Annotated in this window: 34 protein-coding genes and 1 tRNA gene; 5 read left to right on the top strand and 30 right to left on the bottom strand. The window is 38.2% G+C overall.

The annotated features are described in order from the left end of the window. Position 1 precedes the first annotated feature (1 nt). On the top strand, positions 2-979 hold the full coding sequence (locus tag C3F34_RS16765) for an MDR family oxidoreductase (protein ID WP_044740658.1): 978 nt from the start codon (positions 2-4) through the stop codon (positions 977-979). Positions 980-1,236: 257 nt separating this feature from the next. On the opposite strand, the gene C3F34_RS16770 is transcribed toward C3F34_RS16765, so the two are convergent. From C3F34_RS16770 to C3F34_RS16780, 3 genes are read right to left on the bottom strand one after another with little or no spacing between them, the layout of a single operon-like run. Beyond that, entirely contained in the window at positions 1,237-1,554 is a 318-nt protein-coding gene (locus tag C3F34_RS16770) for a hypothetical protein (RefSeq protein ID WP_104442149.1), read from the bottom strand. Further along, positions 1,554-2,711 (bottom strand): replication initiation factor domain-containing protein, encoded by a 1,158-nt coding sequence (locus C3F34_RS16775; protein WP_104442150.1) that lies wholly within the window; start codon positions 2,709-2,711, stop codon positions 1,554-1,556. Before C3F34_RS16775 ends, C3F34_RS16770 begins: the two co-directional genes overlap by 1 nt. Continuing rightward, positions 2,711-2,929, bottom strand: a complete 219-nt coding sequence (locus C3F34_RS16780; protein ID WP_104442151.1) for a hypothetical protein — start codon at positions 2,927-2,929, stop codon at positions 2,711-2,713. The genes C3F34_RS16775 and C3F34_RS16780 overlap by 1 nt, the downstream gene beginning before the upstream one ends. Before the next feature lie 111 nt (positions 2,930-3,040). Here C3F34_RS16780 and C3F34_RS16785 point away from each other — a divergent pair, with 111 nt between their 5' ends. Beyond that, positions 3,041-3,235 (top strand): hypothetical protein, encoded by a 195-nt coding sequence (locus tag C3F34_RS16785; protein WP_104442152.1) that lies wholly within the window; start codon positions 3,041-3,043, stop codon positions 3,233-3,235. A 236-nt stretch (positions 3,236-3,471) separates the two neighbouring features. Here the strand turns inward: C3F34_RS16785 and C3F34_RS16790 are convergent, their stop codons facing one another. From C3F34_RS16790 to C3F34_RS16835, 10 genes are all read right to left on the bottom strand, one after another. Beyond that, positions 3,472-3,660 carry a hypothetical protein gene (locus C3F34_RS16790; RefSeq protein WP_104442153.1) on the bottom strand — a complete coding sequence of 63 codons (189 nt, stop codon included), beginning with the start codon at positions 3,658-3,660 and terminating at the stop codon, positions 3,472-3,474. Positions 3,661-3,787: 127 nt separating this feature from the next. After that, the gene (locus tag C3F34_RS16795) at positions 3,788-4,042 is read right to left on the bottom strand and encodes a hypothetical protein (protein WP_104442154.1); all 255 of its coding nucleotides are present in this window, start codon (positions 4,040-4,042) and stop codon (positions 3,788-3,790) included. 92 nt (positions 4,043-4,134) lie between these two features. Next, positions 4,135-5,292 (bottom strand): zonular occludens toxin domain-containing protein, encoded by a 1,158-nt coding sequence (locus C3F34_RS16800; RefSeq protein WP_104442155.1) that lies wholly within the window; start codon positions 5,290-5,292, stop codon positions 4,135-4,137. 68 nt (positions 5,293-5,360) lie between these two features. After that, a complete protein-coding gene (locus C3F34_RS16805; protein ID WP_104442156.1) occupies positions 5,361-5,636 on the bottom strand; it encodes a DUF2523 family protein in 276 nt (91 codons plus the stop codon). Further along, complete coding sequence (locus C3F34_RS16810; protein ID WP_104442157.1) at positions 5,629-6,912, bottom strand: virulence factor TspB C-terminal domain-related protein; 1,284 nt, start codon at positions 6,910-6,912, stop codon at positions 5,629-5,631. The genes C3F34_RS16805 and C3F34_RS16810 overlap by 8 nt, the downstream gene beginning before the upstream one ends. A 120-nt stretch (positions 6,913-7,032) precedes the next feature. Next, on the bottom strand, positions 7,033-7,284 hold the full coding sequence (locus C3F34_RS16815) for a hypothetical protein (RefSeq protein WP_104442158.1): 252 nt from the start codon (positions 7,282-7,284) through the stop codon (positions 7,033-7,035). Positions 7,285-7,286: 2 nt separating this feature from the next. After that, positions 7,287-7,484 carry a hypothetical protein gene (locus C3F34_RS16820; RefSeq protein WP_104442159.1) on the bottom strand — a complete coding sequence of 66 codons (198 nt, stop codon included), beginning with the start codon at positions 7,482-7,484 and terminating at the stop codon, positions 7,287-7,289. A 211-nt stretch (positions 7,485-7,695) separates the two neighbouring features. Beyond that, complete coding sequence (locus tag C3F34_RS16825; RefSeq protein ID WP_104442149.1) at positions 7,696-8,013, bottom strand: hypothetical protein; 318 nt, start codon at positions 8,011-8,013, stop codon at positions 7,696-7,698. Continuing rightward, complete coding sequence (locus C3F34_RS16830) at positions 8,013-9,170, bottom strand: replication initiation factor domain-containing protein (protein WP_104442150.1); 1,158 nt, start codon at positions 9,168-9,170, stop codon at positions 8,013-8,015. The genes C3F34_RS16825 and C3F34_RS16830 overlap by 1 nt, the downstream gene beginning before the upstream one ends. Next, positions 9,170-9,388: a hypothetical protein gene (locus C3F34_RS16835; RefSeq protein WP_104442151.1), complete on the bottom strand. Its 219-nt coding sequence runs from the start codon at positions 9,386-9,388 to the stop codon at positions 9,170-9,172. The genes C3F34_RS16830 and C3F34_RS16835 overlap by 1 nt, the downstream gene beginning before the upstream one ends. A 111-nt stretch (positions 9,389-9,499) precedes the next feature. Here C3F34_RS16835 and C3F34_RS16840 point away from each other — a divergent pair, with 111 nt between their 5' ends. Continuing rightward, positions 9,500-9,694 carry a hypothetical protein gene (locus C3F34_RS16840; RefSeq protein ID WP_104442152.1) on the top strand — a complete coding sequence of 65 codons (195 nt, stop codon included), beginning with the start codon at positions 9,500-9,502 and terminating at the stop codon, positions 9,692-9,694. Positions 9,695-9,995: 301 nt separating this feature from the next. Here the strand turns inward: C3F34_RS16840 and C3F34_RS16845 are convergent, their stop codons facing one another. From C3F34_RS16845 to C3F34_RS16865, 5 genes are all read right to left on the bottom strand, one after another. Then, complete coding sequence (locus C3F34_RS16845) at positions 9,996-10,757, bottom strand: alpha/beta fold hydrolase (RefSeq protein WP_104442160.1); 762 nt, start codon at positions 10,755-10,757, stop codon at positions 9,996-9,998. 145 nt (positions 10,758-10,902) lie between these two features. Further along, positions 10,903-11,784 carry an MBL fold metallo-hydrolase gene (locus C3F34_RS16850; protein ID WP_044740648.1) on the bottom strand — a complete coding sequence of 294 codons (882 nt, stop codon included), beginning with the start codon at positions 11,782-11,784 and terminating at the stop codon, positions 10,903-10,905. Continuing rightward, positions 11,778-12,203 (bottom strand): YeeE/YedE family protein, encoded by a 426-nt coding sequence (locus C3F34_RS16855; RefSeq protein WP_044740647.1) that lies wholly within the window; start codon positions 12,201-12,203, stop codon positions 11,778-11,780. Before C3F34_RS16855 ends, C3F34_RS16850 begins: the two co-directional genes overlap by 7 nt. A gap of 2 nt (positions 12,204-12,205) precedes the next feature. Next, entirely contained in the window at positions 12,206-12,619 is a 414-nt protein-coding gene (locus C3F34_RS16860; RefSeq protein WP_104442161.1) for a YeeE/YedE family protein, read from the bottom strand. A gap of 215 nt (positions 12,620-12,834) precedes the next feature. Then, positions 12,835-13,734, bottom strand: a complete 900-nt coding sequence (locus C3F34_RS16865; RefSeq protein WP_044740645.1) for a LysR family transcriptional regulator — start codon at positions 13,732-13,734, stop codon at positions 12,835-12,837. A 101-nt stretch (positions 13,735-13,835) separates the two neighbouring features. Between C3F34_RS16865 and C3F34_RS16870 the strand changes: the two genes are divergently transcribed. After that, positions 13,836-14,270, top strand: coding sequence for a CidA/LrgA family protein (locus C3F34_RS16870; protein WP_104442162.1), 435 nt, complete (start codon positions 13,836-13,838; stop codon positions 14,268-14,270). Next, positions 14,267-14,962, top strand: a complete 696-nt coding sequence (locus C3F34_RS16875) for an LrgB family protein (protein ID WP_104442163.1) — start codon at positions 14,267-14,269, stop codon at positions 14,960-14,962. Before C3F34_RS16870 ends, C3F34_RS16875 begins: the two co-directional genes overlap by 4 nt. Positions 14,963-14,980: 18 nt before the next feature. Here the strand turns inward: C3F34_RS16875 and C3F34_RS16880 are convergent, their stop codons facing one another. The 12 genes from C3F34_RS16880 to ybaK all read right to left on the bottom strand — a co-directional run bounded on the left by C3F34_RS16880 (position 14,981) and on the right by ybaK (position 24,094). After that, positions 14,981-15,739: an adenosylcobinamide-GDP ribazoletransferase gene (locus C3F34_RS16880; RefSeq protein ID WP_104442164.1), complete on the bottom strand. Its 759-nt coding sequence runs from the start codon at positions 15,737-15,739 to the stop codon at positions 14,981-14,983. Further along, a complete protein-coding gene (locus C3F34_RS16885) occupies positions 15,736-16,353 on the bottom strand; it encodes a histidine phosphatase family protein (RefSeq protein ID WP_104442165.1) in 618 nt (205 codons plus the stop codon). Before C3F34_RS16885 ends, C3F34_RS16880 begins: the two co-directional genes overlap by 4 nt. Positions 16,354-16,363: 10 nt before the next feature. Then, complete coding sequence (cobT, locus tag C3F34_RS16890; protein ID WP_044740640.1) at positions 16,364-17,416, bottom strand: nicotinate-nucleotide--dimethylbenzimidazole phosphoribosyltransferase; 1,053 nt, start codon at positions 17,414-17,416, stop codon at positions 16,364-16,366. Beyond that, positions 17,413-17,934 carry a bifunctional adenosylcobinamide kinase/adenosylcobinamide-phosphate guanylyltransferase gene (gene cobU, locus C3F34_RS16895; RefSeq protein WP_044740639.1) on the bottom strand — a complete coding sequence of 174 codons (522 nt, stop codon included), beginning with the start codon at positions 17,932-17,934 and terminating at the stop codon, positions 17,413-17,415. Before cobU ends, cobT begins: the two co-directional genes overlap by 4 nt. Continuing rightward, positions 17,916-18,560 (bottom strand): 2'-5' RNA ligase family protein, encoded by a 645-nt coding sequence (locus C3F34_RS16900; protein ID WP_044740638.1) that lies wholly within the window; start codon positions 18,558-18,560, stop codon positions 17,916-17,918. The genes cobU and C3F34_RS16900 overlap by 19 nt, the downstream gene beginning before the upstream one ends. A gap of 106 nt (positions 18,561-18,666) precedes the next feature. Next, on the bottom strand, positions 18,667-20,808 hold the full coding sequence (mtlD, locus tag C3F34_RS16905; protein WP_044740637.1) for a bifunctional mannitol-1-phosphate dehydrogenase/phosphatase: 2,142 nt from the start codon (positions 20,806-20,808) through the stop codon (positions 18,667-18,669). A gap of 258 nt (positions 20,809-21,066) precedes the next feature. Then, on the bottom strand, positions 21,067-21,303 hold the full coding sequence (locus C3F34_RS16910) for a hypothetical protein (RefSeq protein WP_016167907.1): 237 nt from the start codon (positions 21,301-21,303) through the stop codon (positions 21,067-21,069). Between the two features lie 336 nt (positions 21,304-21,639). Further along, positions 21,640-21,716: transfer RNA gene (locus C3F34_RS16915), tRNA-Met, on the bottom strand. 181 nt (positions 21,717-21,897) lie between these two features. After that, positions 21,898-22,107 (bottom strand): cold-shock protein, encoded by a 210-nt coding sequence (locus C3F34_RS16920; RefSeq protein WP_016167826.1) that lies wholly within the window; start codon positions 22,105-22,107, stop codon positions 21,898-21,900. Positions 22,108-22,277: 170 nt separating this feature from the next. Next, positions 22,278-22,499 (bottom strand): transposase, encoded by a 222-nt coding sequence (locus tag C3F34_RS16925; protein ID WP_104442166.1) that lies wholly within the window; start codon positions 22,497-22,499, stop codon positions 22,278-22,280. A 249-nt stretch (positions 22,500-22,748) separates the two neighbouring features. Next, positions 22,749-23,516: a hypothetical protein gene (locus tag C3F34_RS16930; protein ID WP_104442167.1), complete on the bottom strand. Its 768-nt coding sequence runs from the start codon at positions 23,514-23,516 to the stop codon at positions 22,749-22,751. Between the two features lie 110 nt (positions 23,517-23,626). Further along, positions 23,627-24,094 (bottom strand): Cys-tRNA(Pro) deacylase, encoded by a 468-nt coding sequence (gene ybaK / locus C3F34_RS16935; RefSeq protein WP_044738488.1) that lies wholly within the window; start codon positions 24,092-24,094, stop codon positions 23,627-23,629. Between the last annotated feature and the right edge of the window lie 50 nt (positions 24,095-24,144).

Consider the following 24,144-nt stretch of genomic DNA (forward strand, 5'->3'; position numbering starts at 1 on the left):
TATGTACAAAGGTATAGTAATTACTAAAGATGATGCAGGTTACACATCAAAAATTACTGAGATTGCATCAAAGCCTTTAGAAGAAGGCGAGGTTAGAGTTGAAGTCAAATATTCAACTTTGAACTATAAAGATGCTTTAGCCATTACTGGGCGCTCTCCAGTAGTTCGTAGTTTTCCGTTAACACCGGGTATAGATTTTTCAGGTGTTGTGATTGAATCAAAACATCCAGCATGGAAACAAGGAGATGAAGTTTTATTAAATGGTTGGGGTGTTGGCGAAAAATATTCTGGGGGATTAGCTGAGCAAGTTACTGTTTCAGGCGATTGGCTCATACAAAAACCTTCTGCTTTTTCTTTTAAGGATACGATGATTATTGGTACAGCAGGTTATACCGCAATGCTGTGTGTCATGGCTTTACAAAAACATGGTATTAAACCAAGTGATGGGAAAATTTTAGTAACAGGTGCAAATGGTGGTGTTGGTAGTATTGCGATTATTATTTTGAACCATCTTGGTTACGAGATTACAGCTTCAACTGGTCGACCTCAAGAGTCAGAATATTTAACCTATTTAGGCGCAAGTGAAATTCTTGATCGTATTGAATTATCTTCGCCAGGAAAGCCATTAAACAAAGAAATTTGGGCTGGCGTGATTGATACTGTTGGAAGCCATACTTTAGTCAATGCATGTGCTAGTACAAAATATCGTGGTGCAGTTGCTGCGTGTGGTTTGGCAGGTGGAATGGATTTTCCAGCGACAGTTGCTCCATTTATTTTGAGAGGGATTACGTTATATGGAATTGATAGCGTGATGGCACCAATTGAATTAAGAAAAGAAGCATGGGAACGTTTAGCTACAGAATTAGATCAAACAAAATTAGAAACAGTAACGACTGAAATTCAGTTAACAGATGCTTTAAATATTTCAAATGAAATTTTAGATGGAAAAATTCGAGGTAGAGTTGTTGTAAAACAATAATACGACAAAATGAATCATGCATAAAATGTTTGTAGAACTTTGGAGAGCCATTTTATTCGTGGTTATAGGTACATGAGTCAAAGGATTTTGACCTAACGAATATTATGTTCATTCACGTACTCAGCATCATGAATCTGCAAAATTATATTCATGATGCTGAGCTGTAGCAACAACTGTGTTGTGTAGGCTACAGTCTTTGATATGTCATTTAACATAATATACATTATACGAAATATAGTATTGTAAGCCTTTGAAAGTTAAACTGTTTTTGGTGGCGGACTTGGAAGCTTCACATCCATAACAACATATTTAACGGCTTTACCAGTTGTAACCATGTCAAATGTAATTTCCGCAGTAATTGGAAAATCTTTTTGTTTGAATTGACGCAATAACGCCATATTCGATGAATCCTGCCAATTAAAAGTCTCACAACCGTTACCAATAGCCGTACCTGTAGATAGATCCATAGGAATCTCGCAATAAAGAGCTACATGGTCATAGTGACGACCAGATTTGTCGTCAGGTTTAAAATCAACAGATTTAGCACCTAAGATTTTTACAGTTGATGTATGCATTACATTCTCCGAGCAGTAATAAGCACATGATCTAATCGCTTGGGATATGCAAGCGGATCTGCACAGCAAATTAAATTGATGAGTTCTTCAGGCTCGAATACGTCCTTGAAGATATTGATGTACTTGCCATATTGATGTTTAAGATTATCAATGGCAGTTTGGAAATTGATTTGAGCTGTTTTTTTAATAGTTTCAATGCGTTCAGGCTGTAAATGTTGAGCCAAATCTCTGAAACATGGATATGCAGCAATAAAAAATTGAGATGGAGCCAAGAGCATGTCAAACGGTAGAACACGGTCAATTGCCTTGAATTCAACTTCTGCACGTTGCCAGTTGTCATCTGGATCACCTTCGGCACGACCTTTTTCGTATAAACGAAGGTATTTTCCTGAGTCTCGAGAACCGATACAAAGTGTACGGCCACGACCATTAGGCCGTTTCCAATTGCCTTTATGTTCTATGTTTGGAGCACGATTACCGAGTTGAAAGCCCCCTAGTCCGTCTTGCATATTGCCCCAGTCAACATTGACGTTTTTACCTTCAAAGTCATCATGAGCAATATCAACACGCGTTAATTTAGCGCGCTTAGCACGAGTTACTAAATAATTGTAAAGTCTTAATTCCCAACCACTTTTAGCAAAGTTACAACCACGACCATTAATCATGATTAAAAGCGTATTGCGTTGACCACCGATGCATACAAAGCCGAAATCTTCACCTAAAACGTAACTTTGCTCATAAAAGTTAAGACCTTTGTTACGGCAAGATGACGTTGTAAAACCAAATATATGTTGCAAATCAATATCTAATGCATCAACAGCAGCAGTCCAGCGGTGTGAATCAAGTATGTATTCATCTTCCTGCCAGTATTTATCACCCATTGTTTCAATTCCAATGGTGAAATTTACCCAGTCAATCACTGCAATTTCATTGTCAGCAGGCATTCTGTACTCGACATGCTTTACACCGTCATTGGTCATAAGCATATGAGTTCGAGGGATGGTATATAGCGAATGCTCTTGGAACGGGAGATCGGCATCTTGAGGTTGTGTATCAAATTTCGTTACCCCCATCTTATTAATGGGGGTTTTAACTGCTTCCTTTTTCAATCCCCCCGATAATACAGTGGGGATTGGTTGTTTTTTATACTTATCCATTAGCAGATCCCCATTGAGCGGAAGTTGTCATTCTCTGATTTAAGTGAATCGCAATATTCAGCAACTTTAGGAGACTTGTAGCCCCACTCTGTCATCGTATCTTCAATGTAAAAAAGAACAGCTTCCGACTCGAAAGCAGGACTGCCCCCTATGATGAGTTGTACGCCACGGTCAAAAATGACCTTAGCTACAATTTCGAATGCTTGTTCTCTTTCCATTTGTCATATATCACAAATTACATTTGATCGTTTTATAACATTTAATTTGTGATTTTACAACATATCATAAAATATAAATCTTATATGATTTCGAATTTTGGAGAGCAAATCATGGCTGTAACAGTAAGACTTAGAGATGAAGAAGAAGAAATGATCAAAGAAGCAGCTTTGGAAATGATGTTTGAAACCAAAATCAGAATTAAAGAATCTGATTTAATTCATGCACTTATAAGAAAACACCTAAAGGATATGAAAACCTCTGATGTAATGAAATACAGATCAGAAGTGTTAAAAAAAGACGATTAATAGTTATAGATGCTGATGAAGTGGGATAACCGAGCAGTATCCCCTTTCACTGGATACTAAAAAAAGGGCGAACTGCCCTTTTTTAGATTCTACTTAGATAATTTATGCTCTGCTTAGGCTAAATTTCGACCTCGTATAATGCAGATTGATGTTAAATAACGCCGATTTGCCCCTGAAATTGTTGCAAATCGCCTATGTAACATAATCCTGCACACATTATACGAAATCTCAGCCTATTATTTTTTATTGTACCAAGAGCGATATTTTTCTAAATAATTATTAAATTCCACAATGAAGAGATGAGCACTAGCTTCATCATCTAAAAGCTTCTGCAAAACTTCAATACTGATAGAGACATCTAATTTCCCCTCTAAATGCTGTTTAGCAACCTTTGCAGCTTCATCAAAAATTTGTTGTGATAACATTTTAAACCCTCAGTTCGCGCCCATTCGGGACGCTCTAATTTTACCGTTTGTATTTTAAAGGGAGCTTGTAATCAGGGAAAGAAGGTTTTAAATCATATTTCATCAGTTCGCAGGCACTCCGCCTGCTCTATTCAGTCCATTCACAAAAAGCAACTATGCAAGCAAAAATAATAGAACCTAGAAACAATAAAATAGATAAAGAAGCTACAAGTTGTGCTACAGGTTCAATAAAGTAATTACCAAGAAAAGAAACATAAAGATCAGTAAAATGACCCATTGATATAACAGCTTGAATAACAAGCCAAGCTATTAGGGGAACAACAAAAAGAAGTGAGAAAGATAATAGAATAATTGGAAATATTTGTTTAAAAACTTTTTTCATAAGAGAAGCCTAGAAAATTGGAATAATGTAATAACCGTAAAGAAAAACAACACCAACAAGAGCAATCAAAACCATAGCAACATCTTCAAATTTCATATCAACCCCTCCATTTTCGCCTGTTCCATTTTCGCCTGTTCCTGAACAGTAGGTTGATCAGGTTGCGTATTATCTGTTTGAGTATGTATTCCAACATTGTTATTTACCTGTACTGGTGCCTTTGTGTAATCGAAAAGACGTTCACCATTAAGCCAACGTTTACAATCAGATTGTGAAATTTTAGGCATAACATTGCCTTGTTGATCAAAACCAACATAGCGACCTTGTAGATCACGGGCACATCCACTTAGTCGCGGATAATCCTTAACTTCAATTGCGTGAACTGGTGCAAAATCATAAGGATTATTTGAATCGTATTGAACTTGCTGAACAGGTTGAACAGATGCATTAGAAGTAGATAACTTATTAAACCATTCAACACATTCAGGACGTTCTACATTGACACCTTTACGACATTCTTGATCTAAATTTTCTAAAGGTTTATTAGCAACTTTAGGAATATCAGTCTTAATTGAAGCGGTTTCTTTTTCTGAAAGCCCAACAGCCTCATCTGGTTTTTGTTTGAAATAAAGCCAAGCTGTAACACTAATTACCAAAAATAGCATCCAAACAGCATTAATAATCTTCATTGGAATTTTAATTTTGCCGTGTGAATCATCACCACCAGCAGAACTTTTATACATGCCAAAAAGAGCTTTAGGATAAGAAAATGTACCCGTATCCTCTGCATCAGCCTTACTAGATTTGGTATTTGGATTTAATTGGTGGTATTTCCATAGCCACCAAGTTGCCATTTTCATGCCCATTGGACGATGTAAATGATAGTGAGAACCGACCATATCAAGAACATCTGCATTCAATAAACGTGGTGCTTGTGTAATAAAAATGATATCTAGAAATTCTGCATGTCGGTGAACTTGCAAAAATTCAACTTCTGGATGATTTTCATTTTTTACAGGATGCTTATACTTTTTAGAAAAATGGGCAATCTGTTGTGCTTCATCAATTACAACCAAAGAACGAGGAGGATAATCCGTAAATTTATCTTTAAGCGGTTGAGCAGTATCAAGCTTTAAGCCATCAATATTTGAAAAGATATTCCAAGATTCAGCTTCATTAACTCGCTTGAAAATCTCATTTACTGCCCATAATGTTTTGCCAGAGCCTGGCGTCGCTGTAATCAAATAAATCATTTATATTTCCTCGTTGCTGTCGTCGTTGTCGTCCTCGTACCTCGTCCTCCTCCTCCTTCAGCTCCTCGTCATGTTTTAGAGAAGGAAAGACTTGTAGTCGTTATCATGGCTCTGGCAATCATTCCTGATATGACAATAGAAATACATTGATCTAAACCAGATACACCAACCAAAGAAGCAAGGTCACCAACAACAAAAAAATCAGATAAAAACTTGTTCACTAAAAAATTAATAACAGAGAGAATAACGGTCCCTGATACAAGGCTTATTCCTGCACCTTTTATTAGTTTTGAAAGAAAGCCCTCAGCGAAGCTATCTAGAAGTTGTTTTAGCAAATTACCCATTTCTAGCAGCTCCTACGACGATATAAGCTGCATATAAATAGGAACAAGCTACTAAAGCAGGTCTAGCGAATTCGAGTACCTGGCAAAGCGGTGTAAGATCAAAAGAAAAATTTACTGAAACACCTGAAAGTGAAATAGTGTGTTGCTCAGGAACAGGACATTGACGAGAAACAGAAAATCTGTCTGTAGAGAAAACAGAAGTGTCGAACTCGTCAGGCTCTTGAATATCAATTTCATCTTGATCTAGATCAGGCGGTTCCTGTGACCAATCAAAAAAATCAGTTACTTTTTCAAAGAATGTCAGATTTTGTTCTATCTGATCTTTTTGATTTTGCTTTATTTCTTTATTGTCTTGTTTTTGAACTTTGAAAAAGTCACAAACAGCAGGTGCCCAACTACAAAAGTTTGGTAATGTAAATTCTGACTTTTCAGTTGTTTCACCTGTTTCTGGGTCAGTTTCGGTCTTAGTTTCAGATTCACCTTTTGGTGGTGAATCAGGTTCTGGATTGGCTGAATTTAAAGCGTCATCTGTAGCTTTTGGTGCAGGTTCACCTAAGCCAACAGGATTATTAGGATCGTATGCTTGAGTTATAATGCCTGTTTCAGGTGTAGGACGTGAATTGGGTTCAGTACCATTACCCATAATTTCATCACCTAGTTCTTGATCAGAAACGGGAATGTATCGAGGTTCTAAATTAGGATCGTAATTTGGATTAGTTTTCCTCTGTATTGAGAAAGAACCAATTTTTGTATTAGATTCAGACATAACATCAACTGATACAGATGTAAGAGAATTGATAACAAAGTTTGAAGCTGTGCATGTACCTCGACCATAAGCTTTGCAATATACTTTGGCAAAAAGATTACCTGACTTTACATAAGTATCAGCAGTTGATTCAGTCCAACCACCAGTGATCCAAATATAGGGAGGATTAGGTGGTTGATCAGGGTCTAATTTTTTTATTGTTTTTGAACCTTCGTCAATAATCCAACCGACTGCACCAATTAATGCTTCCAATGCAGCTACTGCGACACCTGTCCACAACATTGATTTTGCAGTAGCTCCCAATACAGAGGCATTAACAGGAACTTGAACTTTATAACGGCCAGAGTTGGCAGCTTCTTGAGTAATTTTTCTTGCAGTTACATTAACTCGTTGTGAAGATTGGTCATAGACATTTTCTAAAATTTCCCATTTTTCTGCAGCACCAGCCCAAAGAAAAGTAGGTGTAAAAGTTATTGTCAAAGACAATAAAAACACAATGATTTTTCTCATTTTTATTTCCTTAACAACAAAAGAATACAGACAGACATTAAAATCAGATAGAAGAAACCGAACGACATATAGACCCCCTAAATAAAATGGGGAGCGAACTCCCCAATTTATGTATGTAAATTAGGTTCGATTGAACGCTTGCTTCACATAACCCCAGACTTGAATTGTTGCGTTAGGAACAATCTTTGCTGCACCAACAAGGGCAATTACAGCAACACCACCCGCAATAACAGCAGTACCTGCTGAAACATCAACATCAGCAGCGTTAGCAGAACCAGCAAGGGCAATTGCGCCAGTAGCTAAAGTTGCGCGTTCAGCAAGAGTTAAACCGCGTTTTTGTGGAGCTTGAACTTCGATTAGTTTTTCATTCATGTTTATTTACCTTTTAAAGCATCATTTACGATGTTGTAGACAAAAACCGTTGCAAAACAAGTAACTACCTGTGAAAGCAGTAAATTTGCATCTGCAACAGAGATATTCAGCAAATTGAACTCAGGTTCTTTTTGCAGAATCCATGCGACACATGTCTGCACCCCATTGACGAGTTCAATCGATTCGCAGAGATATGCCATAAATTAAAAAACCTTTATCCGTTACACTTGGATTGATGAAACGGTAAATATTGGGAATGAAAATATGAGCCACAGCTAGGACACATTTTTTCGTTTGAACCCATCACTTGATATATTTTCATTACCCTGCTATCCTTTAAAATAATGTAAGTTATTGATTTATTTACATATTATACATTATACGAAATATAGTATTGTAAGCCTTTGAAAGTTAAACTGTTTTTGGTGGCGGACTTGGAAGCTTCACATCCATAACAACATATTTAACGGCTTTACCAGTTGTAACCATGTCAAATGTAATTTCCGCAGTAATTGGAAAATCTTTTTGTTTGAATTGACGCAATAACGCCATATTCGATGAATCCTGCCAATTAAAAGTCTCACAACCGTTACCAATAGCCGTACCTGTAGATAGATCCATAGGAATCTCGCAATAAAGAGCTACATGGTCATAGTGACGACCAGATTTGTCGTCAGGTTTAAAATCAACAGATTTAGCACCTAAGATTTTTACAGTTGATGTATGCATTACATTCTCCGAGCAGTAATAAGCACATGATCTAATCGCTTGGGATATGCAAGCGGATCTGCACAGCAAATTAAATTGATGAGTTCTTCAGGCTCGAATACGTCCTTGAAGATATTGATGTACTTGCCATATTGATGTTTAAGATTATCAATGGCAGTTTGGAAATTGATTTGAGCTGTTTTTTTAATAGTTTCAATGCGTTCAGGCTGTAAATGTTGAGCCAAATCTCTGAAACATGGATATGCAGCAATAAAAAATTGAGATGGAGCCAAGAGCATGTCAAACGGTAGAACACGGTCAATTGCCTTGAATTCAACTTCTGCACGTTGCCAGTTGTCATCTGGATCACCTTCGGCACGACCTTTTTCGTATAAACGAAGGTATTTTCCTGAGTCTCGAGAACCGATACAAAGTGTACGGCCACGACCATTAGGCCGTTTCCAATTGCCTTTATGTTCTATGTTTGGAGCACGATTACCGAGTTGAAAGCCCCCTAGTCCGTCTTGCATATTGCCCCAGTCAACATTGACGTTTTTACCTTCAAAGTCATCATGAGCAATATCAACACGCGTTAATTTAGCGCGCTTAGCACGAGTTACTAAATAATTGTAAAGTCTTAATTCCCAACCACTTTTAGCAAAGTTACAACCACGACCATTAATCATGATTAAAAGCGTATTGCGTTGACCACCGATGCATACAAAGCCGAAATCTTCACCTAAAACGTAACTTTGCTCATAAAAGTTAAGACCTTTGTTACGGCAAGATGACGTTGTAAAACCAAATATATGTTGCAAATCAATATCTAATGCATCAACAGCAGCAGTCCAGCGGTGTGAATCAAGTATGTATTCATCTTCCTGCCAGTATTTATCACCCATTGTTTCAATTCCAATGGTGAAATTTACCCAGTCAATCACTGCAATTTCATTGTCAGCAGGCATTCTGTACTCGACATGCTTTACACCGTCATTGGTCATAAGCATATGAGTTCGAGGGATGGTATATAGCGAATGCTCTTGGAACGGGAGATCGGCATCTTGAGGTTGTGTATCAAATTTCGTTACCCCCATCTTATTAATGGGGGTTTTAACTGCTTCCTTTTTCAATCCCCCCGATAATACAGTGGGGATTGGTTGTTTTTTATACTTATCCATTAGCAGATCCCCATTGAGCGGAAGTTGTCATTCTCTGATTTAAGTGAATCGCAATATTCAGCAACTTTAGGAGACTTGTAGCCCCACTCTGTCATCGTATCTTCAATGTAAAAAAGAACAGCTTCCGACTCGAAAGCAGGACTGCCCCCTATGATGAGTTGTACGCCACGGTCAAAAATGACCTTAGCTACAATTTCGAATGCTTGTTCTCTTTCCATTTGTCATATATCACAAATTACATTTGATCGTTTTATAACATTTAATTTGTGATTTTACAACATATCATAAAATATAAATCTTATATGATTTCGAATTTTGGAGAGCAAATCATGGCTGTAACAGTAAGACTTAGAGATGAAGAAGAAGAAATGATCAAAGAAGCAGCTTTGGAAATGATGTTTGAAACCAAAATCAGAATTAAAGAATCTGATTTAATTCATGCACTTATAAGAAAACACCTAAAGGATATGAAAACCTCTGATGTAATGAAATACAGATCAGAAGTGTTAAAAAAAGACGATTAATAGTTATAGATGCTGATGAAGTGGGATAACCGAGCAGTATCCCCTTTCACTGGATACTAAAAAAAGGGCGAACTGCCCTTTTTTAGATTCTACTTAGATAATTTATGCTCTGCTTAGGCTAAATTTCGACCTCGTATAATGCAGATTGATGTTAAATAACGCCGATTTGCCCCTGAAATTGTTGCAAATCGCCTATGTAACATAATCCTGCACACATTATACGAAATCAATGTAATCTTCCCATACAAACACAGAGTTACGCGACCTTGCACAAACAAAGTCGCTGTAGAACATAATCTTTTTATTTTAAAAAGTTAGAGATCTCTAATAAAACTTCATTTGTCTTTTCAGCGTGTAGCCAATGTCCTGCATTCAAAACCTCTTTTATTTCAGCAACTGGAAACTGTTTCTGAATAGCATCAAAATGTTCAGGCTTATGAATGTATGGAGATAACCCACCACGTAAAAATAACACCGGCTTTGTATAAGGCTTTATCTCTTGCCAAGATAATATCTCTGCATAATGTGCAAAAATGGCATTTAAATTAAAACGCCATTTGCCTTGCGTAAATGATTTCAATAAAAACTGAATCACCATATCTTCTTGAATAAATTTCTTCATGATTTCAGTAGCTTGTAATCTAGATGCTGGTGCAGCTTGCTGTACAGCAAATAATGCTTTAAAAATTTGTTCGTGATGATTTTCTTGATAAGCAAATGGTGCAATATCTAACACAATGAGGCGTACCAGACGATTTTCGGCCTTCTCTGCTACTTTCATGCTTATTTTTCCGCCCATGGAATGTCCAATAAGGGAAAATTTTTGAATCTGTAGATGATCCAAAGTTTCTAGTACATCCTGTGCCATCAAGTCATAGTTCATGTGTTCACTATGTTTAGATAACCCATGATTACGTACATCTAGCTGTATTACAGTACGTTGATCAAAAGCCCGAGCCAACATGCCAAGGTTGCTCAAACTGCCGAATAACCCATGAATGAGTACAACAGGTTCTAATTCGCTTGGATTTGCTGGTTTCTGTATTTGATGATTAAGGATCATTAGTGCTTCTACTAGGTATTTTTATATATATAGTGGCTTTTTAATTTTTAAGAATCAATAAATTCGCTTAGGCTATTTTTAGAAATGCAAAAAAACAGAGATAATAGTGATGTATTATCCTGATTTTTCTGCATTTATCTCATGTTTATATGTTAGATTTGAAAAAATTAAATGGAATTTTCAAATAACGAATCCCGTTTTCTTCAGGCTCAGGGAATTGTCCAGCCTGCATATTGATTTGTATAGAAGGTAAAATCAGTTTGGGCATTGCCAAAGTTGCATCACGTTGATTACGCATTTGGACAAAATCTGCTTTTTCAGTACCTGCATGAATATGAATGTTATGCTGTTTTTGTTCCGTAATAGTGGTTTCATAAACAAAATGATCGCGACCCTCAGGCAGATAATCGTGGCATAAGAACACTCGGGTTTTATCATCTAAAGCATATAATTTTTGTACCGAATCATACAGAATGTCCGCACTGCCTTTAGGAAAATCACAGCGTGCTGTACCATAATCAGGCATAAATAGCGTGTCACCGACGAATACAGCATCACCAATCACGTAGCTTAGGCAAGCTGGCGTATGTCCTGGTGTTGGAATGTTATAAGCATCTATTTCACCAATTTTGAAATGTTCGCCATCTTTAAATAAATAATCAAATGAACGTGTCGTATTAAAATATTTGGGTTCAAGGTTGTAAATTGCGCTAAAGGTTTCCTGCACAACCGCAATTTTCTCACTAATCGCAACCGCTCCCCCCACCTTCTGTTTTAAATACTGTGAAGCTGTTAGATGGTCAGCATGGACGTGCGTTTCTAAAATCCAATTTATGCTTAGGCTATTTTGCTGAACATATGAAATTATTTCATCCGCCAAAGTTGTCTTTGTCGTTGCAGATGCAGCATCATAATTCAGTACACTATCGATAATCGCAGATTGGCGACTCTCTGGGTCCGTGACTACATAGCTAAAAGTATTGGTTTCTTTATCAAAAAAAGCCTTAACGATTGGTTTTATCAACATGATTTAGCTCCCATCGTTTTATTGAATATAAGTACACCTATTATCATAGCAAAAATAAAATAGAGTGCTTGATAGTGCCCTAGACCAATTAAAGTAAGACTTGGTCCTGGACAAATACCTGCTAAGCCCCAACCAATACCGAAAATAGCACTACCTGTGATTAATTTAGGATCAAGTTGCGTGTTTTTAGGCAGTAAAATCGGCTCATTAAATACCGTTTTAGGCGCTTGCTGTTTTGATAATACTTGAAATGGAATAAATGCCACTGCAATTGCACCCATCATCACAAATGCCAAACTTGCGTCCCAAGTTCCGAATACATCAAGAAAATTCAGTACTTTCTGTGGATTCGCCATACCCGAGAACATTAAACCTGTGGCAAATAAACCACCAAAAATAAAGGCAAATATATTTTTCATGTTTATGCTCCCAAAATATGACGCATTACAAATACAGTCGCAGCGCCCGTAAGCATAAAGGTTGCTGTTGCAATGAGTGATCGTTTCGATAAACGGCTAATCCCGCAAATACCGTGACCACTGGTACATCCAGAACCGAGTCGCGTACCAAATCCAACCAACAAACCCGCTAAAATCATAATGAACGGTGAACTTTCAATCTGAATCTGCGGTTGCATAAATGCCCCATATGCAAATGGTACGATAATGAGTCCCAATAAGAACCAAATTGCGGGTGTACTGAATAAGGTTTTCGGGCTAAGGACTTGTGAAATTAGGCCGCTAATTCCTGCAATACGACCATTGACCCACAAATAACCCACGGCGGATACACCAAGTAGTGTCCCACCGATAAAAGCGGTTAGATAGTCATGCATTTTCTGCGTTCCACTTAAAACAATATATGTTTTTATAATATATTTATTTATAAATTATTCAAGAGCAATTTTGTATAAATTTTATGCAAACCCACCTTGCAAATTCGCTTGAGGTGATAATGAATAATCTTTGATGTAGATTCCCTAGAATCATTTTAGCCAATAAATATACGGATTCTAGCTTGGGACATCATTGATATAGTTTTTTTCTTCAACTAAAAATGAATACTTTCCAGATTATTTTCAATAATATTTAACCAAGCGCGTGTTGCTGGTGTCATCGCAACAGTACTGTTCCATGCCATTTTTAAGTTCCAATTGATCTTCGGCTCTGCCAGTAAAGCAATATGAAACTCTTCTCTATTTAGTCGCTCACAATAGGCTTGTGGCAATAATGCAATTCCCACATTCGACTCCACCAGCTTAGCAATAAAATCCCATTGACTACTCCGACATGCCACTTTGGGCTCAAAACCTACAGACTGCGCCGCCTGAATAATCACGTTGTTTAGCGTAAATGTATTGGCGTACAGTAAAAAAGATTCCTCCTTGAGTTCAATCAATTTAATTTCTTGTTTTTTACGCCAATGTGAGCTTTTCTTTGCCAGTAGACAAATCGGTGAGTTGATAATTTCAAATCCACTCAGTAAAGGTTTTAGCTCTCCCATCACCACCCCAGCATCAACCTCTTTACGTAAAATAGCCTCCTCAATACCTGTCGCTCCGACTTCCAGAAAGTTCAACTCGATATGCGGATATTGACTATGAAATTTGGCAATCACGGTACTCAGCATCATAGCTGCCAAAGGTGGTAGACCAATCGTCAGCTTACCTTTCTTTAAACCTCTGACTTGTGTCACCGTATCAAAAATACGTTGCTGTTCATTCAGAATAATTAAAGCGTGTTCATACACTTGTTGTCCCACATAGGTCAAAGCTACGCCGCGTTTGCGTCCTGCCTCCCCTTTATGCAGCAGCATAACGCCTAATTGTTCTTCTAGACTGCGCATCGCTTTACTAATGGTCGGTTGGGTTAAATTTAGCTGTTCAGCGGCTAAAGTGAAACTCTGCGTTTCAACAAGAGTGACAAAAACTTGTAGACTTTTAATATCCACACCCAATATTCCATATTTGCATAATTATTATTTTATTATTCATAATCCATACGACAGGTCAATTTTAAAATACCCTCATGTTGTTTAAACCTGTTTGTATCATGTCCTCTCCTTATGCATCAAAAATTCACAATCTCCTAAAAGTCACCGCTCAATTGCTATTTTTAATTGGACTCTGGTGGGTTGGTTCTTTTATTCAGCAATTTTTTCATCTTCCAATTTCTGCGGGCGTGATTGGACTCATTCTGCTTCTATTTGCCCTGATGTCAGGCATCATGAAATTGGTGTGGATTAAATCAGGGGCAGATTTCATTCTTGCCGAATTGGTGTTGATGTTTATCCCCTGTGTCGTGGGCTTAGTCAAATATAAACAACTCTTTATCACACAAGGCTGGCAGCTCATTCTCGCAGTTGTACTTGGAACCGTCTGCGTTATGGTAATGACCGCATACAGTGTTCATTTTGGTTTTAAGTTAGAACGTAAACTTCAGCAAAAACATAATCATCATAAAGCCAAATTGGAAGCACACTCATGAACTTCACGGCGCTATTTTGTTTCATTACAACCATTATCGGGTACGTTTTGGCGAAAAAACTCTATCGTCGTTATCCCTATATGTTGCTGTCCCCTGCCATGCTCGTTCCTTTTGTGCTGATTTTAATCTTACTGGGATTCCATATCTCCTATGATACCTACATGACCGATAACCACTGGATTGTTTGGATGCTTGGACCTGCAACCATCGCCTTTGCCATCCCTATCTATGAATATCGTCAACTGATTCGCGAACATCTGTTTTCAATTAGTCTGGGTATTGTGATTGGAATGAGTGCTGGTGTAATAAGTGCCTTTTATTTAGCAAAACTGTTTCATTTTGACAGCCAAACCACTTATAGCCTCATGTCACGCTCTATCTCTACCCCTTTTGCCATGGAACTCACCGCGCATATTGGCGGCTCAGTTGAACTGGTGATTTTATTTACAATGATTACAGGGATTGCAGGCGTACTTTTGGGAGATACTGTTTTACTACTGTTAAAACTAAACTCTGCCTTTGCACAAGGCGCTTCGCTAGGCAATGCAGCACACGGCTTTGGTACCAGTAAAGCATTCATGCGTCATCATGAAGAAGGTGTAATTGCTTCCCTAACTATGATTTTAGCAGGTGTATTTATGGTGATCCTCGGCCCGAGCTTAATTCATCTGGTATTACGTTGCTTAGGCTAATTTTTGGATCAAGAATCCTTAAAACAGTGTATCTATCGGTAGATAACTCAGACCAATGACGAACGCCAGTAAACAAACTGTTTCGCTCAGCTCTATACTGGCACCAATGGTATCTCCTGTAATGCCTCCTAGACGTTGCAGGAACTTAGTCCGTAGATGGATAAATGTTAAAACCCATGCCAGTGCTGTAAGCAGACCTAAGCCTAAGAAATACATAACAAGGCTTAGACTCAAGCCAATGACCCAATAGACACGGCGCTTATGCAAATGTGCTGCAATACTCGAACCTAATCCATTGGAACGCACATACGGTGTACTCACAAAGAGTGCCAAAGGGATAGTTCGCCCAAGCGCGGGAAAAAGTAATAAAGCCAGTGCTGCTTTCTGCTCTAGCAATACATATAAGGCAGCCCATTTTAATACGCAGACAATAATTAAACTTAAAACCCCAATTGGTCCACAACTCGGGTCTTTCATAATACGTAGTGTGCGCTCCTTGTCTCCAAAACCTCCGACCCATGCATCAGCAGTATCCGCCAATCCATCGAGATGTAAACCTCCTGTTAACCAAATCCAAAGCACCAGAATTAAACTTGAGAGTAGAACTATAGGCAATCCAGACAACAACAGCGCCACGACATATAAGATCAGCCCGATAATCAGCCCCACTAAAGGATAAAATAAAATCGAGTTTGCATTCTGCTCAGCCGTCGGCATTTCTTTAAGTTGAATTCGTAACGTAGTCAAGAACTGTAAAGCAATCAGAAATGGAGTCATATTAACTCCTTTAAAGCCAGCACCTGTGTAGCCGCATCCCAATGAAAAGAATTGAGTTGCCCCAATTCAGCCGACATTTTCAACACATCATCCAAGGGTTGCCGTAACACCATACATTTTAACAGTTTAATTACGCCGCCATGTGTGATCACCAATGCCGATTGCCAACCATTGAGCTGCATCCGCTGCTGTATGTTCGACATCGCTGTACTGACTCGGAGATGAAACTGATGCATAGTTTCCGCATTGGGAAGTGTAGTCTGCGTTGGTTTTTGCCAGAAATCTGCCAAAGTTTCAGGAAATTGTTCATATAGCTGTTGTATCGACTGCCCTTCCCAATCGCCAAAATGCATTTCTTGCAGACTTTCATCTAAAATTAACGGTATATCCTGCTCTTTCACGATGTGTTCCGCAAATATACGACAACGCTGTAAGGGTGAGGAAAAGACCACATCCCAGTGCTGAGACTGAGATAGAGACTGCGTTTGCGATTGATCGATACTACTGAGCATCTGTTGCCAACCTTGAGCCGTCAGCGCATCATCCAGTGAACCACGTAGGGTATGACTCAGTTCACTTTCGCCATGTCGTAGTAGATCAATCTTTAAATGCATAGCAGATTTCCTAAATTTTCTCACCAATCACGGCGGCTTCTGCAAATGTCGCCATTTGATTATGTAAATGACATGCCAGTTTAATAATGCCGAGTGCTGCACCTGCACCACTGGCTTCACCCAAACGTAAATTCAGTTTTAAAATTGGTTCTGCGTTTAACTCTTGCAATAAGCGTTGATGCCCATATTCAGCAGACTGATGTCCGAACAGCATCCATTCACGTACCGCAGAATTCAGTTTGACTGCAACCAGTGCAGCAGCCGTACTAATAAAGCCATCAACAACCATTGGTAGACCTAATTGCGCACAACGGATATATGCACCGACCATCGCGGCAATTTCTAAACCACCTACTGCACAAAGTGCTTTAAAGGCATCCTGCTGCACATATTCACGATGTAATGCCACAGCACGATCAATCACTTGTTTTTTATGTGCTAACTGTTCTGCACGAATGCCTGTACCGACACCTGTAAGTTGTTCTGCCGCTTCATTGAGTAACATACATGCCAGAGCGGAAGCCGAACAGGTATTGCCTATGCCCATTTCACCCGCAACATAAATAGAGGCTTTTTCCTTTATGGCACTTTCTACGCTTTGCTTACCCAAATGCATGGCTGCAATACATTGTGCTTCAGTCATTGCAGGCTGTTTGGCAAAGTTGGCTGTGCCTGGAGCAATACAATGGGTTTCTACGTGTGGATATTGATAAGTATCTCCCACCGTACCACAGTCAATCACTTGTAAAGTCGCAGCATATTCCTTGGCAATGACACTAATACAGGCACCACCCGTGGTGAAATTTAGTAACATTTGACGGGTCACTGCTTGAGGATAAGCCGAAATATTCTCTTCCATCACCCCATGATCGCCAGCAAAAATACTAATCCACGGCGCTTGAATATCGGGTTGATCTTTATTCTGCAAACTTGCTAATAAAATTGCGATATGTTCTAACTCAGACAAAGAACCGGTAGGCTTGGTGAGTTGTAATTGGCGCGCTTCTGCACGTTGTTTCGCTGCATCATTCGGTTGTTGACACGCCTCTAACCACCAGCTCATGATTTGTCTCCTTTTAATTGCATTGATAATCCCGCCACACAAAACAGTACTTTATCGGCAAGTTGAGCCAGTTGTTGATGAAGTCGCCCCGATTCATCCACAAACTTACGGCTTAACTCTCCCATAGGCACAACGCCTAAACCTGTTTCATTACTCACCAGAATAATTGTGGAAGATAAAGTTGGTAAAACGTCGAGTAATTTTTGCATCTGCTGTGCCAATAAGTTTTGATCATCTGCCAATAAGAGATTAGTCATCCATAAAGTCAGACAATCCACTAAGATCAGTTGTTCTGGCGCATCTATACGCTGCAAACAATCGGCCAAATACAGCGGCTCTTCGCTGAGTTGCCAATGTGATGGACGTTGTGATTGATGATGTTGAATACGTTGCTGCATTTCAACATCTAAAGCCTGAGCGGTTGCCACGTAGTGCACCTTAAGCCCCGAATCTTGTGCAATCTGTTCAGCCAAACGACTTTTACCTGAACGAGCACCCCCTAATATGAGTTGCAACATACGTCACCTAATGAAATGTTCTGTAGAGTATGTAAAGGACCTTGTAAGACTTGGGCATGATAATAACCAAACTTGATCTGGCTAATGTCAATTTCAAACTGCTGAGCAGGAAATGTAGCGATTTTGTCTAGAATACTTTGGCTGGGATACGCAGCGTTATATAGACCCACAGTAATATGTGGGCAATAGCTTAATGCCGCAACTTCATCACTAAACTGCGCACAGTGCACTCTGATTTGCTCTAAAGCCGAGTCTGTATCAATGACTTCAAGATATAAAGCACTACTGAAACTATTCAGAGCACCTATTTTCAGTTTAAATTTTTCTGGTCGGCTTAACTTCAACTGCGCATATTGTTGTTGGAATTGCTGCTGCGTGAAGTCATCATCAAAAATGGCTTGATCTTGTGCTAAAAAACCACAAATAAACAATGTGATATGAAACTGACGTGTATTGGGAAATAACAAATATTCGGAGAAATAATCTTTGACTTGATTAAGATACAAAATCAAGTCTGGATTTTGAATTTCAATATACCACAGTGCATAGTGCTCGCGACCATGATGCCATTCAGGATAATCACGGCGAATTGTGGGAACAACATGACAAATGTGATCTAAAAACACGTTTAATATCACTTTAAACTGCAAAGTGATATTAAAACACGTTCTTTGCCAGACTCATGCAAGGCAAAGTTTATAAATATTCAACTTGTGCTGAAAATGATTCAAATTATGCACAAACGGCAGACGTATCACTTGAATGAATTGAAATTCGTTTAGGATCAAACTGATCTGGATGCTGAAGCAGATCAGCTAAACCACGCTTTAATTGCATCAGTAACGCTTGTTGCTGTGGAATGCTAAGCAACATGTTTTCTACTTCATTTTGCATCGCTCTCATTACATCATCTATAGCTATCTGATCATGCAAAATAGCATAGGCATAACCCAATACTGCACCCGCAATCAATTGATCATAGGCTTGTCCACTCAAGATTTGCTGCTGAATAGAAGATAAAACCCGTTCACCTGACTTCAGTTTACGTAAGGGATCTCGCGCTACCCGTGAACAAGGGTCTTTAAAGGCAAATTTACAGGAGTCGATAAAACTCTGCGCTAAACGGTTTAAATCAGCTCCCCGATGTGGAAGTTGCTGAAACAAACCAGACTTTACTTGATTCAAGAGATTCTGACTAAACAACTGAATACGTGCATCCCCCATAGCAATCCCAATTGTTTCATATCTAAGCAAGTGGGCATACCACGCCAACATGGCATGGGTTCCGTTCCACAAACGGTTCTTAATCAACTGAATCTCGGAAATATCATCGACCAAAACCATTTGTCGCATTTTACTGAGTAAAGGGCTTTGGTTTTCCACATAAATTGGCATATCCAATTCTGCATGAAACAGGATTAAATCCATACTTTGTAAAATATGACTCGGTTGGAAATTACGGCGCAAATCTTCAATATACACAGCAGCTTGATGCTCTTGGGTCGAATCTAACTGAATGCTTTCATCTAAATCAGCATTTTCAGTTTCGACTTCTTCCTGAAACTGTTTAAAAATGTTGTATTTAATTTTCAGTTGACGATATAGATTTTTCTGGCTTAGTTTCGACACCATACGGTTGACTACGGTATCGCAAAAATAATGCTGTTGTAGAATCTGCTCGGTAATGGCCACACTGGTGAGTTCATTTAAGGCTTGTCGTAAATAATCAAGGAAAAGTTGTTTGGCATTGACCTTGTTCAAGATAATCAAAAAGGTCAGCGGTTCTTTAGCTTGACCTGCTTGATGTGTATGGCGCTCATACAATCCTTTAGCAATCATCTTAACTTCGTGTGCTAAGGCACTTTCAGGCAAACATACGGCGATCAAACTAGATTCAACATACATCTCCGTCATTTGTGCTTCATCATCTGCATCAATGACGGTCATATTTTGAATTGACTCATCATAAGAGATTTGTCCATAGCGAATGCAGTAACCACCAAAAGCGTTTACCGCCTCACGAAACAAAGCATTGCGCGTCGAAGCTAAGATACGCTTAGGTCGCGTGTAGCCATCCCAATGCGACAAGATTTGTGCTAAATAACCACCACCAATTGCCCCAAAACCATGAATACCCACAGTCAATTGATTCAGCGTTTGCGGAAAAGATTCTTGTAATTGAGGTAAATCCTGTTTGTCCGTAAAAACATCTAAATCTGCCAAACAGTCATACATACACTGATAATAATAATTCGCTTTGGCTCGCATATTGGCATTTGCGGGTTTAATATCTTTCAATAAAACCGTAATACCTTTGGCTTCAAATGCTGAAGTCACGCCATTTTCCGAATCTTCAAACATTAAACAATGTTCAGGGTTAAGATTCAGCTGTTCCGAAGCATTTAGAAAAATTTCAGGATGAGGCTTACCTTTCTCCACCTCATCACCACACACCACCACATCAAAGAATTTATACACATTCGCATTAATCAGATATTCTTCAGCAATCGCACGGCGACTAGATGTTGCAACTGCCATACGCAAACCTGACTTTCTTAAGCGTTCCAAAACTTGAACCAATCCTTTTTTAATAGGAACGCCACAGCTCCGTACAGATTCTAATTCCAATTCATCGGCACGTTTACGGATTTCCGCATAAGGAATATCTACTCCATAAGTTTCCTGTGCCAAAGCATGTGCAGTTTTGGCACTTAAGCCTAAACATGCCATTAAATACTCATTGGAAAATGATTGCCCAATCAGTTCTTGAGATGCCTGTTTCAATGTTTGAAACCGAAGACGTTCAGTATCAAACATTGTTCCATCCATATCAAAAATTGCACCCAGTATCACATCATCATGAAATTTCAGCATTTATGCTCCTCAAATTATTGTTATGTACAGCTTTTAGCCTAATCAAAAACACAATAGCTGAGTAAAAATGACACGATATGAAATAATTTTGATCAAAAATCACTCAAAACAATCAACATTCTCTTGGTTTTTGTTTCTTTTATTTAACACTAAGTAACTTTGTGTAAAGTTAGTATTGATCTCTGGATTTCTAATACACTGATAATAAAAAACCTACTGCATATTGAGTAGGTTCAAAAATTAGCTCACAAGAACTGATTAATTTTTCATTAAAAATGTTAACTCTTCATCATCATGGGTAATTTTAACTCTTACGCCTCTATACGAACGCTTATCAGGGTCTAGCGCTGAATTAATGACTTCATCTGCAAACTTTTGATCTGCCATAAATTTCGCATAGAGCTTATATCCAATCCGAATTTTCTTAATTTTTTTGCCTTTCGCTTCGTACTTATCTAAGGTTTGGTCTAAAATTTCTAAACTTAAATCATCCACGTATTTATCCTCTATTGTTCTACTATATGCCTTGCTTACTTGTACCTGAATTTACATCAAATAACCAGTTATAAAAAACCTAACATATGATGAAACAGCTCAATGCTAAACAACTTAGTCATTAATAAGTAACGAAATAATAATTTTCTGTTTCTGGTTTATCATTATTCTTCAAATATTCAAAGCGTGGCTATATGCTTTTTTTATGGTTTTCTTTTTCAACCCAATATTAATCATGCATGTATTTTCGGATATCTCACCCAAAGTCCAAATCAAATAGGCATAAAAAAACCCAATCTAAGAAGACTGGGCTATAAACTTTGAATCTTTTCTCGTTGGTAGCGGGAGCTGGATTTGAACCAACGACCTTCGGGTTATGAGCCCGACGAGCTACCAGACTGCTCCATCCCGCATCAACGAGTTGACTTTATACGCCCTAATGCGCAATAAAGCAAACTTTATTTTAAATAAATAACGTATTCATTAATAATTCACTATATTTGCATTAAAACAGTTGAGTTTTACCTATTGAATTAGGCAAGAAAAAAGCCCGCTTAATGCGAGCTTTTTTTGACAAAAACAACTAAGTCAGACTTAGATTGCTGTGATGCCGCTAGCTTGAGCACCTTTTTTCCCTGCAGTTACAGTGAATTGTACTCGTTGACCTTCTTGCAAAGTTTTAAAACCGTTGGTTTGAATTTCGCTGAAATGTGCGAATACATCTTCACCATTGTCAGCAGCGATAAAACCAAAACCTTTAGTTTCGTTGAACCACTTTACAGTACCAGTCGTTAAATTAGACATAAGATATTTCCTATAAGATTAAGCTGAGAATAGAAAATAATTTATTTAACATAAACCTTTAATACAATGAAGGATGAAAATCAACAACACAATAAAATCAGTAAACACAATAAAATTATTCTTCTAGTATGTATAAATATATACGTTTTATTGACGAAATGATAGCTGATTTAACTCTTTAACTTGTAAAGCTTGTTCAACTCAGTATAAAACGATTTGCCATCGAGATTAAGAGCGCATTTTTCGCCAGACTCAAATTCAACCTGTTTACCCACTTCGACCCAGCTCACACCAGATAAATTACTTTGTTTGCGCTTGAGAGGGATAATTTTCACACGTATTTCATCGCCATTTATAGCTCTTGCTGTCGTCCAGCCATTTAAAAAAATCAATTTAATTACTCATATATTGAGCCTTTGCAAACAAAAAGTATTTCATAAATAAGACCATTCGGGGAGTTTGGAGTTTATTCTATAAAGCGGCATTGTGCCTATGAACTTATAATATTTACATCAGCAAAGCATGTAGAATGGATATCAAAGCGTATCCAACTTTGGACTTACATACTACGCGATCTTGACATACGAAGCAAACCGCACAAAAAAGCCCATCTGATGATGGGCTACAGTGCTTTTAAAAACTTATGATTTCGTCCCTTTACAAACAATATCTGCTATTTTTCCAGCAGGCTCATTAAAAATGTAGATCAAATTTGGATCTGTAGCACATACCGAAGCTTGAAATAAATCTCGAACGAACAACCAAATATTAAATTCTTTGGCTTCATCTGAATTTGCTATGTTTGAATTCGCCTGCTCATATTGCTGAGCTGCCTGAGTAAATATAGAACTCCAATTTCTTCCGAATTTTTCCAAATCGGTAGTAGAAGTGCCTCTTAAATCAATAATCTGATCTATCTGAGAAGAGTTAGGATTGTATACGGCGATAAAAGGACCCGTTGAATAGAGCAACTTAGGATTAAGCTTAACCAATTCACTTTCCGCAAGATTATAGTCATATACTCTTAAAATTAAATCGCAATCACGAGTATTTTGTGACAAATCCGTTGTTACAGGAACTTTGGTTACAACCTGATTCTCAATAGCGACGCCTTGATTGGATTCAACATCTTGAGCTGTTTCTAATTGTACAAATCCCTTACACAGCGCTTTGTTAAATTTTTCTGCATTCACACCTTTATTAAAAAAGATCACGGCGGAAGGTCGGGTACTATGTGCAACTGGAGTTAAATCGGCCAGTGATGTCGTAAATTGTCGAGTCATAACATCTGAATCATGAATAGGTATCATGGCAACTGGTGGTGGTGGCGCTGTTACAGGTGCTACAGAACACCCCCATAAAGGCAAAAGACTCATGCATAGCGTTGCTATAATCCAAAATTTCCCCATCTTACTTCATCCCTGTTCGCTACTGATTAAGGTCGCGCATATTATCATTCTGACTTTATCTAAACAAATCAGATCATTAAATAATATTTACATCTCCCTTTAATGTATGATTATTCATCAACAACATCTGCAAAAATAGCGCCTAAAACTTCACTCAGGTCTTGTGGCGCTAAACCAATATCCAAACCGCGTTTTCCACCACTCACGTAAATCTTGGTCAGGGTTTGAGCACTTTTATCAATTACAGTTTTAAGTCTTTTCTTTTGTCCAATTGGACTAATGCCTCCAACCAAATAGCCTGTTAAACGCTCGGCATCTTTAGGATCGGCCATATGCAGTTTTTTTGCCCCGACTGCTGTTGCCACTTTTTTTAAGTTTAGTAAATGATGTACAGGTAAAATTGCAACGTAATAGCTCTTATCATCGGTGACTAAAAGTGTTTTAAACACTTCCTCTACTTTTAAGCTCAGCTTTTCTGCTGCTTCTAAACCAAAACTTTTCGCATTGGCATCATGCTCATATTCATGAATAGAAAAGTCAACTTTTTTGCTTTTTAATAATTTGCAGGCTGGCGTCATCTTGCTTCTACAATTGAAATAAACCGCGTAATTATAGGCATTTCATAATT

The organism is Acinetobacter sp. ACNIH2, assembly GCF_002934965.1.
Classification (GTDB): Bacteria; Pseudomonadota; Gammaproteobacteria; order Pseudomonadales; family Moraxellaceae; genus Acinetobacter; species Acinetobacter tandoii.